The sequence below is a fragment of the Dyella telluris genome (assembly GCF_014297575.1).
Lineage (GTDB): Bacteria > Pseudomonadota > Gammaproteobacteria > Xanthomonadales > Rhodanobacteraceae > Dyella > Dyella telluris.
Genome location: NZ_CP060412.1, coordinates 2,563,376 through 2,576,483 on the forward strand (window position 1 = coordinate 2,563,376; position 13,108 = coordinate 2,576,483).

9 protein-coding genes are annotated in these 13,108 nt (G+C 65.3%); 2 read left to right on the forward strand and 7 right to left on the reverse strand.

Annotation, left to right across the window (positions count from 1 at the left end; all coding sequences use genetic code 11):
• Window position 1: 1 nt before the first annotated feature.
• Window positions 2–2,422 carry a type II secretion system secretin GspD gene (gene gspD, locus H8F01_RS11420; protein ID WP_187055252.1) on the forward strand — a complete coding sequence of 807 codons (2,421 nt, stop codon included), beginning with the start codon at window positions 2–4 and terminating at the stop codon, window positions 2,420–2,422.
• A 1,203-nt stretch (window positions 2,423–3,625) separates the two neighbouring features.
• Window positions 3,626–6,142 (forward strand): ATP-dependent helicase HrpB, encoded by a 2,517-nt coding sequence (gene hrpB, locus H8F01_RS11425; protein WP_187055253.1) that lies wholly within the window; start codon window positions 3,626–3,628, stop codon window positions 6,140–6,142.
• 68 nt (window positions 6,143–6,210) lie between these two features.
• Here hrpB and H8F01_RS11430 read toward each other — a convergent pair whose 3' ends face one another.
• From H8F01_RS11430 to H8F01_RS11460, 7 genes are read right to left on the reverse strand one after another with little or no spacing between them, the layout of a single operon-like run.
• Window positions 6,211–7,602 (reverse strand): sugar porter family MFS transporter, encoded by a 1,392-nt coding sequence (locus H8F01_RS11430; protein WP_187055254.1) that lies wholly within the window; start codon window positions 7,600–7,602, stop codon window positions 6,211–6,213.
• A gap of 45 nt (window positions 7,603–7,647) precedes the next feature.
• Window positions 7,648–8,574 carry an SMP-30/gluconolactonase/LRE family protein gene (locus H8F01_RS11435; RefSeq protein ID WP_187055255.1) on the reverse strand — a complete coding sequence of 309 codons (927 nt, stop codon included), beginning with the start codon at window positions 8,572–8,574 and terminating at the stop codon, window positions 7,648–7,650.
• Complete coding sequence (locus tag H8F01_RS11440) at window positions 8,571–9,332, reverse strand: SDR family NAD(P)-dependent oxidoreductase (protein ID WP_187055256.1); 762 nt, start codon at window positions 9,330–9,332, stop codon at window positions 8,571–8,573. Before H8F01_RS11440 ends, H8F01_RS11435 begins: the two co-directional genes overlap by 4 nt.
• 2 nt (window positions 9,333–9,334) lie before the next feature.
• Complete coding sequence (gene dgoD, locus H8F01_RS11445) at window positions 9,335–10,483, reverse strand: galactonate dehydratase (RefSeq protein ID WP_187055257.1); 1,149 nt, start codon at window positions 10,481–10,483, stop codon at window positions 9,335–9,337.
• Between the two features lie 10 nt (window positions 10,484–10,493).
• Window positions 10,494–11,117, reverse strand: coding sequence for a 2-dehydro-3-deoxy-6-phosphogalactonate aldolase (locus H8F01_RS11450; protein ID WP_187055258.1), 624 nt, complete (start codon window positions 11,115–11,117; stop codon window positions 10,494–10,496).
• A gap of 4 nt (window positions 11,118–11,121) precedes the next feature.
• The gene (locus H8F01_RS11455; protein WP_187055259.1) at window positions 11,122–12,045 is read right to left on the reverse strand and encodes a 2-dehydro-3-deoxygalactonokinase; all 924 of its coding nucleotides are present in this window, start codon (window positions 12,043–12,045) and stop codon (window positions 11,122–11,124) included.
• Complete coding sequence (locus tag H8F01_RS11460) at window positions 12,042–12,767, reverse strand: FadR/GntR family transcriptional regulator (RefSeq protein ID WP_187055260.1); 726 nt, start codon at window positions 12,765–12,767, stop codon at window positions 12,042–12,044. Before H8F01_RS11460 ends, H8F01_RS11455 begins: the two co-directional genes overlap by 4 nt.
• Between the last annotated feature and the right edge of the window lie 341 nt (window positions 12,768–13,108).

The window sequence follows — 13,108 nt, forward strand, 5'->3', positions numbered from 1 at the left end:
CATGTCCATCCAGCGCACGCCGCGGTTGACCCGCATCAGTACGCTCACCCTGGCCCTGTGGCTGGCCGGTTGCCAGTCGCTGCCTCCGCAGCACGACGACGGCGCCCTGCAGCGAGAAGCCATGGCCGGTACCGAAAAGCCGGTGCCTGCACAGCTGCCGCTGAATACGCACAACAATCCGCAGGACCTTGGCACGATGCCCAAGCCACAGGTGACCGAAGGAAGCGGCCAGTTCGTGCGCGCCACCGGCCTGTCGCAGCCGCGCAAGGCGGCCAGCGGCGATGGCGCGGTCACGTTCAACTTCGAGAACCAGCCGGTGCAGGCGGTGGTGAAAGCCATCCTCGGCGACCTGCTCAAGCAGAACTACACCATCGTGCCGGGCGTGCAGGGCAACGTGTCGTTCTCCACCTCCGAGCCGGTGGACAGCGGCCAAGCCATTCCCATTCTCGAGACGCTGCTCTCGTGGACCAACAACGCACTGGTCATGCGCGACGGCCAGTACGTGGTGATGCCGGCGAAGGACGCCGTCGCCGGCAACCTGACACCCAGCCTCAACGCCGTCGCGCCGCAGGGCGGCCTGCAGGCGCGCCTGTATCCGCTGCGCTACATCTCGGCCAGCGAGATGCAGAAGCTCATCAAACCGTTTGCGCGGGCTGACTCCGTGCTGTTGGCCGACCCGTCGCGCAACGTCATCGTGTTGTCGGGCACGCCATCGGAACTGGACAACTATCAGCGCACCATCCACACCTTCGACGTGGACTGGCTGCGCGGCATGTCGGTGGGCGTGTTCAGCCTGCAGCATGCCACCGTGGCGGAACTGGGCCCGCAACTCGACCAGATGTTCGGCCCCAAGGGCGACACGCCGCTGGCCGGCATGGTGCGCTTCCTGCCGATCGAACGCACCAACGCCATCGTAGTGATCAGCAGCCAGCCCACGTATCTGCAGGAAGTGGGCGACTGGATCACCAAGATCGATCGCGGTGGCGGCAACGAACCGGAGCTGTTCGTCTACGACGTGCGCAACATCAAGGCATCGGATCTCGCGCAGTACCTGGCGCAGATCTACACCAACGGCGGTGGCGGTGGTGGTGGCAATGCCGGCAAGGTCGGACCCGGCCTCAACGGTTCCACGCTGGGTTCGGGCGACAACGCCAATGGCTCGGCCAGTGGCATGGGCAGCACCGCGGGCAGTTTCGGCAGCAGCACGAGTGGCGGCATCCAGGGCACCGGTGGCGGGTTTGGCAGTGCCGGTGGGCTCGGCAACGGCACCAGTTCCGGGTTTGGCAGCAACGGCAGCGGCAGCAGCTTCGGCAGCAACGGGGGCGTGGGCAACACGGGCGGTGGCGCCGCGGGCGGCATGTCCTCGTTTGGCGGCAACAACGGCAATAACAACAACAGCGCCAGCCAGCAGTACACCTCCGAAGACGGCTCCATCCGCATCAGCTCGGTGGATTCGAACAACCAGTTGCTGGTGCGTGCGCGGCCGTCGCAGTGGTCTGAAATACAGCAGGCCATCCAGCGGCTGGACAACGTGCCGCTGCAGGTGCAGATCGAGATGCGCATTCTCGAGGTGGATCTCACCGGCGAGATGGAATTTGGCGTGCAGTGGTACCTGCAGGGCCTGGCCAACAGCACGCCGACTTACGACGGTAATGGCAACGTCAATGGTGCCACGTCGGCCTACCCTGGCATGAGCAAGAAAATCTCGCTGGGCTCGGGTGGCAACCAGTACGCCGGCGAACCGTTCTTCTATTCGTTCCTGAGCGGCAACAGCAAGCTGCAGGTGGCAGTTCGCGCGCTGGAAACCAACGGCAATACCAAGACGCTGTCTGCGCCGTCGCTGGTTGTGCTCAACAACCAGGTGGCACACATCCAGGTGGGTGACCAGGTGCCGATCAACCAGACGTCCATCGTCACTGGCCTGGGTACGACGACCGCCGGCTCCACCGCGAGCAGCGTGAGCTATCTGCCGACCGGCGTGATCCTAGACGTGCAGCCGCGCGTGAATCCGGGTGGTCTGGTTTATCTCAACGTGCAGCAGCAGGTGAGCAACACCACGGGTTCGGCGAACTCGCAGGGCAACTACACCATCCAGCAACGCGCCGTGGGCACGCAGATCGCCGTGCAGAGTGGTCAGACGGTGTTGTTGGGTGGCCTGATCCAGCAGAACGAAAACAGCACGGATACCGGTATTCCGGGACTCAACCGGGTGCCGGTCATTGGTCGGCTGTTTGGAACGACCAACCACAACCGCAATCGTACCGAGCTGATCGTGTTGATTACGCCGCGCGTGATTACCAGCGCGGAAGAGGCGAAGCAGGTAACGGACGAGTATCAGCGGAAGTTTGAGTCGCTGGCGCCGTTGCGGGCGGCGACGGGGGAGGCTGGGGCTGGGAGTGGTAACTCGGCTGCGCATCACTAAGGTGAGCCAATCGCTCCCTCTCCCCCTGCAGGGAGAGGGTTGGGGTGAGGGGTCACACTTGCCTCGGTCCTTCAAAAGAGCCGTCATCCCAGCAGAAGCTGGGATCCAGTGCCTTTGCTCTCTGCCTTCGGTAGTCACGCAGGCGCCAGGTTGCCGCTTACGCAGTGGAGGCGTTTCGACCTCCTGCCGGAGGCCGAGTCACTTTTCTTTTGCTGGCCCAAAAGAAAAGTAACCCAAAGAAAATGGCCTTAAAGGCTGGCAGCATGCCGTGGGGATAAGCCCGAACGGCTGAGGAACGTTGCTGCTTGGCAACCTCCGCCTCTACACAACGGGTACTTCCAAGCGCTTCGCAACGCGCCGATGCGAAGAGGGCTTAACGCGGAGCGTCGTGCCGCTGCGCGGCACCTCCTTCCTTGCCACTTGGTGGTTCACGTTGAACATCACCTGTCGCTCGTCTCCTCCCGTTCGGGAGAGGACTGGGGTGAGCACTGAGGCGAGAAAGAAACGGGCTTCACACGGTGTGAGAAACCCCCTGTAGGAGCGCACCTTGTGCGCGACCGCAGCGTTCAGTCGATACCGCTCCGTCAGGTGGTCGCGCACAGGGTGCGCTCCTACAGGCAAGCTGAGTCGGTACGCAAGACGCCGTCGCGCCTGCGACGCGATGTGCAGCGCAGCTGCACAAGCCGTCGGTTCCGGCTTTTGACCTTCCGGCCCCCTTGAGCGGCGGTGAGGGGCGGACGACAGGCCCGCAGGGGGATCGGCAAGGATGCCGATCCCTTTTCGACAGGACAGGGAGGTCCTGTCGAAAAGCCCGGCCGTCCCTCACGCACTGGCCGGCTCTATCGGCCAGCGCCGCGATGGGGTGCTCTTTCTTTTGGTTACTTTTCTTTACTCCGGGCATCCTGCCCTCCGCCCTTCGGGCCGGCTTCGCCGTTCGCACGTGCTCCTGCACGTGCGTGAGCAAGCAAAGAAAAGTGACCCGGCCTCCGGCAGGAGGTCGGAACGCCCGCTGCGCAAGCGGCCCGGCCGCGGCAGCGTTAGAACCCGAAGGCCAGGAACAAAGTCATTGGATTCCCACCTTCGCAGGAATGACGGGTAGGCAAGGCAGGAGCACCTTCAGCCTGATCACTACCTACATCAACGACACCGCACCCCATACCCCAGCCCAAACCACCTCAATCCCGGCCCGTTATCATTCCCCCAATGAACACCCCGCCGTTCTTCCCCATCACTCCGCTGCTCCCCGAGATCGCCGCCTCGCTCGCAGCACACCCGCGCCTGGTCCTCGAAGCACCACCCGGTGCCGGCAAGACCACGCAGGTGCCGCTGGCGCTGCTCGATCAACCCTGGCTGGCGGGCGGCAAGATCCTCATGCTGGAACCGCGCCGTATTGCCGCGCGCGCGGCGGCGCAGTTCATGGCCAAGCAGCTGGGTGAGGAAGTGGGGCAGACCGTCGGCTATCGCATCCGCTTCGAATCGAAGGTTGGTCCTGCCACGCGTGTCGAGGTAGTGACGGAAGGCATCCTCACGCGCCTGATCCAGGACGATCCGGAACTCGCCGGCATCGGCGCCATCCTGTTCGACGAATTCCACGAGCGTCACCTCGCGGGCGATCTCGGCGCAGCACTGGCGCTGGATGTGCAGGGAACGCTGCGTCCGGAACTGCGCATGGTGGTGATGTCCGCCACGCTCGATGGCGAGCGCATTGCGCAGTGGCTCGATGCACCGCGCATCAGCAGCCCGGGGCGCAGTTTCCCGGTGCGTATCGAGTATCCGGCCGCACGTACGCAGGAAACCACGGAGCATCACCTGGCGCGCGTGGTGCGTCAGGCGCTCGATGAGAATGGTGGTGACGTGCTCGCGTTTCTGCCGGGCCGGCGTGAGATTGCGCGCACGCAGGCGGTGCTCGAGTCGGCACTCGACGAGAACGTGGATATCGTCGCGCTGCACGGCGAGCTGTCGATGGCGGAGCAGCAGGCGGCATTGAGTCCGGCCGAACCGGGTACGCGTCGCGTGGTGCTGGCCACCAACGTGGCGGAATCCAGCGTGACCTTGCCGGGCATTCGCGCGGTGGTGGACAGCGGGTTGGCGCGCGAGCCGCGCTTCGATCCCAACTCCGGCTTCACGCGATTGGAAACGGTGAACATCTCGCAGGCCTCGGCGGACCAGCGTGCAGGCCGCGCGGGTCGCGTGGCGGAGGGCACGGCGTATCGCCTGTGGCCGCAGAGCAAGCGCCTGGATGTGTCGCGCACGGCCGAGATCGCGCAGGCCGAGTTGTCGGGCCTGGCGCTGGAGCTCGCCGCGTGGGGCATTACCGCGGCCAGTGGCAACGACTTGCCATGGCTCGATGCGCCGCCTTCCGGTGCGTTGGCGCAAGCGCGTGAGTTGTTGGCGCAGCTTGGCGCGCTCGCCGCCGATGGGCGCATCACGCTGCTGGGTCGCGACATGCTGGAGCTCGGTGCCACGCCGCGACTCGGCGCCGCGGCCTTGCGTGCCGAACCGGAGTTGCGCTCGCTGGTGGCCGATCTGCTCGCGCTGATGGAGGCCCGTTCACCCTTGCGTGGCGAGCAGGCGCGTACCGACGATTTCCGCGCCCGTGTAAGTGCGTTGCACGTGTGGCGCGACCGCCATACCGCGGGTGCGCGTGGTGGCGCCGATGCAGGCGCGCTTGCTGCCATCGAACAGGCGAGCAAGGGCTGGCGCCGTCGCCTGGACGTGCGTTCGGCGGCGAGCGGCGTGCCCGACAGCCATGCCGTGGGCGATCTGCTGCTGCATGCTTTTCCCGATCGTGTGGCACGTCGCGACGATGTCAATCCGCTGCGCTATACCCTCGCCAATGGCCGTGGCGCGCGCCTGCACGAAAACACCGCGCTGCATGGCGAGCCCTGGCTGGTGGCGCTGGATGTGCGCTTCGACGCGCGCGACAGCCTGATCCTGGCGGCGGCTCCCATCGATCTTCGGGTCCTCGAGCGCGACTACCCGACGCAGTTCAGGCGCGAGCGCGCCTTGCGCTGGAACGATGAGCGCAACGCGGTGGAAGCCTTCGACGAGCAACGCTTCGGCCAGATCGTGCTGGAGCGTCGCAGCGTGCCGGTGAAGCCGGAAGACGCCTTGCCTGCCTTGCTCGCCGCCGTCCGCGCCAAGGGTGTTCATGTGTTGCCGTGGAGCGACAACGCCACGCGCCTGCGCGCACGCATGCAGGCCCTGCGTGGATGGATGCCCGAGCTCGGCCTGCCGGACGTCTCCGACGCTGCCTTGCTGGAATCATTGGAGGATTGGCTGGCGCCCTACCTCAACGGCAAGCGCCGGCTGGATGCGTTGAGCACCGAGGAACTCTCGCAGGCGCTGGGATCGCTGTTCGATTACGAGCAGCGCCGCCAGCTCGATGCGCAGGTGCCGGAAAGCCTGACCGTGCCCAGCGGCATGTCGCGTCGACTGGAATACGCCGAAGGCGAGCCGCCGGTGCTGGCGGTGAAACTGCAGGAGCTGTTTGGCCTGGCCGACACGCCGCGCGTGGCCAATGGACGTATTCCGGTCACGCTGCATCTGCTGTCACCGGCGGGGCGCCCCATCCAGGTCACGCAAGACCTCAAGGGTTTCTGGGAGCGCACCTACCCCGAGGTGAAGAAAGAGCTGAAGGGGCGATACCCGCGTCACCCGTGGCCCGATGATCCGTGGACGGCGGTGCCGACGCATCGCGCCAAGCCACGCGGCACCTGACCGTAAGAAAGAAAAGGCCGCCGACCTTGCGGTGCGGCGGCCCTTCATGGGTGCGATGACGTGGTTGCTTAGCGACCGATGTCGCGCAGGCGCTTGCCGCTCATCAGGTTGCGTTCGATCTGCTCCAGCGTGACGCCCTTGGTTTCCGGCACCAGCCAGAAGGTGAGCACGATGAACACCGCGTTGAGCGCGGCGTAAAGCCAGAACGTGTTGGCGTTGCCGATACCGTTGAGCAGGCTCAGGAAGCTGATGCCAACGAGGTAATTGCAGGCCCAGTTGGTGAAGGTAGAGCAGCCGATGCCGAAATCGCGGCCCTTGAGCGGCTGGATCTCCGAGCACAGCGCCCAGATCAGCGGGCCGGCCGACATGGCAAAGCCGACGATGAACATCAGCAGCATCGCCACGGTGAAGATCTGCGAGACCTGATCATGGATGCCGATGTGCATCATGGTGCCCACCACGCCCAGGCCCACGGCCATCACGGTGAAGCCGGTGTAGAGAATCGGCTTGCGGCCCCAGCGGTCGATCAGTGCAATGGCAATGAAGGTGGCCAGCACGTTGGTCAGGCCCACCAGCGCGGTGAACCACATCTGTGCGGCCGTGTCGTAGCCCATCTCCTTGAAGATGCGCGGCGCGTAATACATCACCACGTTCATGCCGGTGAACTGCTGCATCAGCTGGAGCAGCACGCCCAGCCACACCGAGCGGCGGAAGTTGCGGTTCTCCGTGAACATGTGCCAGCCGCGCTGGGGCGTCTTGAGCTGTTCGTCGATGTCGGCGACTTCGCGCGACACCACGTCACTGTCACCACGCAGGCGCTGCAGCACATCGATGGCCTCCTGCCGGCGACCACGCATCAGCAGCCAGCGCGGGCTGTCCGGAAGAAACAGCACACCGAAAAGAAACAGGACGCCGGGAATCGCGATGATGCCGAGCATCCAGCGCCAGGCGCCGCTGTAACTGAACGCCGTGTCGGAAAGAAACGCCACCAGGATGCCGATGGTGATCATCAGCTGATAGGTGGAGATCATGGCGCCGCGGATGTATTCCGGCGCCACCTCGGCCAGATACAACGGCGCCGTGAACGAGGCGATGCCAATGGCCACGCCCAGTACCACGCGCGAAGCGATCAGCGTTTCCGGGGACGATGCCAAGCCCGAGAGCAGCGAGCCGATGACGAACAACACGGCGCCCAGCACCAGCGAACGCTTGCGGCCGAGGTGGCCCGACAGCCAGCTGGCGGCCAGGGCGCCAGCGGCGGCGCCGAACATCATGGAGCTGACGATCCACTCGATGGTGTGGTCGCTGACCTTGTATTCGGCCTGGATGAACTGCGTGGCACCCGAAATGACACCGACATCGAGGCCGAACATCAGGCCCGCCAGCGCTGCGAGTATGCAGACGAAGACGACAGTGGCCTTGGATTGCGCCGAGGATGGCGCGAGGACTTGGGCATTCATGGTTAGTGCTCCCCCCCGGGGGCGTGGTGGTGGCCTCTAAGGGCTTTAGTGATTGGGCCGCGAACCCGACGCGGCGGCGATGACCTGTGGCGGCGGACCCGCGAAGCGCGGCTCCTGCAAACCGTGGAAACCCGGCTCAGCGACGAACAGTGCACCGGCAAGGGGCTGTGACGCAAGCTTGGCGTCATCCAGGCCGTCGCGCGCGCTGGTGATATAGAGCGTGGCGAAGTCCGTGCCGCCGAATGCGGGCCGGGTGGGTTGCGAGGCGGGTACATCGACAATGCGATGCAGCGCGCCATCTGGCGTGTAACGCACCACGCGACCCAGGCCCCACTGTGCGTTCCACAGGCCGCCCTCGCTGTCGACGGCGGAGCCATCCGGTTCGCCGCGCGGGTCGTCCAGCGTCACGAAGGGGCGGACATGGGAGACGCTGTCGCCGTAATCGCAGCAATCGATGCGGCGCGACAGCGAATCGCAGAAATACATGGTGCCGCCGTCGGGGCTGAACGCCACGCTGTTGCTGATCGCCACGCCGGGCAGCGGCAGGCGTTCCAGTGACAGGTCGTGATTCAACCGCCAGAAGCCACCCACGGGCTGCTTGGGGCCGCTGGCCGGCTCATGCAGGGTACCGAACACGAAGCGCCCCTGGCGATCGCAGGCGCCGTCATTGAGGCGCGTGGGAAGGTCCGCTTCCACATCGGCCACCGGCACCAGGGTCTGCGTGGACGGATGGAAGAACGAAAGCCCCGACGCGAGGCCCAGCAGCAACCAGCCATCCGCTTCGCACAGCGCAAAGCAGCCGAGCCGCTCGGGCATGCTCCACTGGTGCAGCGCGCCGTCGTGCGGGCGATAGCGCCACAGCGTGGCGTTGTGGATGTCGGTCCAGTACAGCACCTGCCCGCGGTCACACCAGGTCACACCTTCGCCCAGCGTGTTGCGTACCTGCATGGCTACCGTGGCGAGCATGTTCATACCCAGCCACCGTCCACGATGAAATCCTGCCCGGTGCACATGCGGCTGTCGTCGGCGGCCAGGAACAGCGCGGCGCGCGCAAGATCCTCGGCCATCAGATAGCCCGGCATGCACTGCACGCGGGCGATCTCTTCCTTGCCGGCGTCGTCCAGCCACAGGCGACGCTGCTTCTCGGTGATGACCCACCCCGGCACGAGTGCATTGATGCGGATGCGGTCGTGGCCAAGCTCCCGCGCCAGCCCGTTGACCATGCCGTGCACGGCCGACTTGGCCATGGCGTACATCGGATACCCGGCGTTCTTCTTCATCCAGCCGGTGGAGCCCAGGCAGATCACCGAACCGCCGCCGAGCGCACGCATGTCATCGCGCACGGCCTGCGTGGCGAAGTACTGATGGCGCAGGTTGATGGCGATGTTCTGGTCGAACTCCGCTTCGGTCGTGGTGCCGAAGGCATGGCGCACGTCGTTGGCGGCGTTGTTCACCAGCACGGCGACCTTGCCGTTGAGTTCGCGCGCGGTGGCAATGGCGGCGTGCAGGGCATCGAGCTGCGTGACATCGCAGCGGACGAACAGCGGGCGATGCGCACAACGGGCAAGGCTCTCTGCCAGTTGTTCGCCACTGGCTTCATCGATGTCGATGAAGGACACGCGCGCGCCCTGTTTCGCAAAATGCTCCACGAAGGCGGCGCCGATGCCGGTGGCGCCACCGGTGATGAACACGTGGCGATCGGCAAGACTGGGATAGGTCGCGTACGTCATGCTTACCACTCCGCCACGCTGCCGTCTTCATGACGCCAGATCGGGTTGCGCCAGCGATGACCGACCGCGGCGCGTTCGGCCACGTACTCTTCATTCACCGAGATGCCCAGGCCCGGGCCGTTCGGAATGGCAACGAAACCTTCGTTGTAGGCAAACACGCTGCGATCCTTCACGTAGTCGAGCAGATCGTTCGCCGCGTTGTAATGGATGCCCAGGCTCTGTTCCTGGATGAAGGCGTTGTGGCACACCGCATCCAGCTGCAGGTTCGCGGCGAGCGCGATGGGGCCGAGCGGGCAGTGCAGCGCGAGCGCCACGTCATAGGCCTCGGCCATCGCGGCGATCTTGCGGGTTTCGGTAATGCCACCCGAATGCGAAGGATCGGGCTGGATGATGTCCACGCCGCCGATCTGCAGCACGCGCTTGAAGTCGTAGCGCGTGTACAGGCGTTCGCCCAGCGCGATGGGCGCGGGCGAGATGGAGGCCAGCTCCGGCAGCGCCTCCAGGTGATCGGAAAGCACCGGCTCTTCGATGAACATCAGCTTGAACGGTTCCAGTTCGCGCATCAGCACCTTGGCCATCGGCTTGTGCACGCGGCCGTGGAAGTCCAGGCCGATGCCGATGTGCGGGCCCACCGCCTCGCGGATGGCCTGCACGTTCTCGATGACCTGTTCGACCTTGGCGTAGGTGTCGACGTACTGCAGTTCTTCAGTGGCATTCATCTTCACCGCGGTAAAGCCGCGGGCCACGGCTTCCTTCGCGGCGCGCGCGGTATCGGCCGGTCGGTCGCCGCCGATCCACGAGTACACGCGGATGCGGTCGCGTACCGGGCCGCCGAGCAGCTGGTGCACCGGCTGGCCAAGGTCCTTGCCCTTGATGTCCCACAGCGCCTGGTCTATGCCCGCGATGGCGCTCATCAGCACCGGGCCGCCGCGGTAGAAGCCACCGCGATACATGACGTTCCACAGGTCTTCGATGTGCCGCGGGTCTTTGCCGATCAGGTAGTCGGACAGCTCTTCCACCGCGGCGGCGACGGTATGCGCGCGGCCTTCGACGATGGGCTCACCCCAGCCAATCACGCCGGTATCGGTGTCGATGCGAAGGAAGCACCAACGCGGTGGAACGAGGTAGGTGGTGAGGCGGGTAATCTTCATGCAGTGTTCCTTAAGAAGCGTGGTGGCCGCGCCAGGCGTCTGCAAACGCGCGGGCATGCGTGGCGACGTCGCTGGCCGGGCGGCCGGGTGCGTAGAGGGAAGAGCCGATGCCGAAACCGTTGGCGCCGGCGGCAAGCCACGGCCCCATGTTGTCCGGCGCGATGCCGCCGACCGGCAGCACCGCAAGATCCTTGGGCAGCACGGCGCGCCATGCCTTGAGTACGGCGGGGCTGGATTGTTCAGCCGGGAACAGCTTCAGCGCAGCGGCACCGGCGGCCAGTGCGGCGAATGCTTCGGTGGGCGTGGCGACACCAGGTACGCAGGTGAGGCCGGCGTCCTTCGCGGCACGGATCACGGTGACATCGGCGTGCGGCATCACGATCAGGCGGCCACCGGCATCGGCGACGCGCTTCACGTCGGCCGGATCGAGCACGGTGCCGGCGCCGATCAGGTAATCGCTGCCCAGTGCATCCACCATGCGGCGAATGCTGTCGAACGGCTGCGGCGAATTCAGCGGCACTTCCAGCATGCGGAACCCGGCGTCGGCCAGCACATGGCCGATGTCGACGGATTCGTCGGGTGTCAGTCCGCGCAGAATGGCGACCAGGGGGAGGGGATCAAGCCATGCCTTCATGGGTTCATGCCGTTGCGTGGGTGGAGGTCAGGCCGGCCGCATCGGCGATGCGCCACAGGCCGTGCGAGGTGGTGGCATCGGGCGCGGCCTGCACGGCCAGCCCGAAACGCGCGGCAGCCTGCAGATAGCGATCGCACAGCGGGCCTTCGCCCACCATGTGCACCTGGCTTTGCACGTCGGCCCAGCCGGCGGCGATGGCCATGCGCAGTTCGTCGCCGATCAGCAGGCCCGAGAGATAGTCCGGTACGGAGCTGGCCGGCAGCGTGCCATCCAGCATCAGCGTACGTGCCGAGAACACGCGCGAAAGCGCGCCGGCCGCGCCGCTGTCGCGCGCCATGTCGACGCCGCGCACAAACGCATGCGCATCGTCGACGGCCGGCGGCAGCTGCGCGCCGAGGATCGAATGCTGCGTCAGCAGGCCGAACAGTTCGCCCGTCATCATGGTGGCGAAGCCGGTGACCACGCCATCGCGCAGCGACACCCACTTGCTGTGCGTACCCGGCAGCAGGAGCGTGCCTTTGCGTGCAACGTCCGGCGACTGCGCCATGACGCCGACGATCTGGGTTTCCTCGCCGCGCATCACGTCGGGCCGACCGGGATCGCGCAAACCGGGCACAAGGTGCAGCGTGCGACCGTCGGGCGTGGTCATCGCGGTCAGTGCATCAGCCAGGCGGTCGACGCCGGTGGGCGTATCCAGATAGGGCACTTCCTGCCAGCCGTTGCGACTGCCGACCATGCCGCAGGCGAGTACCGGCACGTCGGGCCAGCCGTCGGTCGCCTGCGCAAACGCGACGGGAAAGCCACCCTCCGGAAGATGGCGGATGCCGTGCGCAAGCGCGCGCTTTTCCAGCACGGCACCCTGCGCGTCATAGCGATACGCACGCAGATGCGTGCTGCCCCAGTCCAGTCCAATCAGCGTGGTACTCATGCGCTGGCCTTCCTGCGCGTGCGCGAGCGGTTGTTCTGCAGGTTCTCGAGCGAGTCGGCAATCATGGTCTGCATGGTTTTGCGCGCCACTTCCGGCTGCTTGCGCTTGATCGCCTCGAACACCTTCTGGTGGTAGGGCAGCGAATACCGGAAGTTGCTGGCGTTGCGCGCGGAGAGAGTGAAGAACGTGCCAAGCGCGGTCTCGATGACGGAGAACAGCGACTGCATCAGTTCGTTGCCGGTGGCCTGCAGCACGGCATCATGGAAAACAAGGTCGGCCTCCGACCAGGCATCGAGCGTTTCCGCGGCGGCCATGGCGAGATAGGCCTCTTCGATGCGGGCGAGCTGGGCGGCCGTGCGGCGACGGGCAGCCGCAGCGGCAGCAGCCGGTTCGATGATCTCGCGCATCTCCACCAGCTTGTCGACGAAATCGTCGGTAGGCATGGAGGCGCAGCGCCAGCTCAGCACGTCCGAATCCAGCTGGTTCCAGTGCCGCTCTTCGAGGACGCGGGCGCCTACGCCCGTGCGTGATTCGATCAGTCCCTTGGCGGACAGCACCTTCAGGGCTTCACGCAATGCCGTGCGGCTGACCTGCAGGTTCTCGGCCAGCGTGTGCTCGGGCGGGAGCACCTCACCGGGTTTTACCTTGCCGCTGACGATGCGTTGGCCCAGCTCGCGCATGACGTGCCCATACAGGGTACGAACGGCGATTGGTTTCATCATGAAATCCTCGAATAGGGCCAGCCGAATATCTTTTGTCGTACAAAATGACTATACGAAATATTTTTGCCCCACGCCAAGAGACATCGACGTCTTTTTTTGTCGCCGGAAGGGTGGCGGCAGGCGAAGGGTATGCCGAGCCGTGATTGATGCGCTGCGGAATATTCTCAGTTGGGTGACGCAGTCAGGCAGCAATGTTTCGCATGACTGATGGACTTCAACATCACCGTTCGGCGTCAGTACGTCTTTTTGCGTTGCACAAGTATGGCTTCGTAGTCCGGAAGATACTTGCGCAATAATCCTACCATATGATTGCATGAGGACATTGACGACCTGCCTGACGG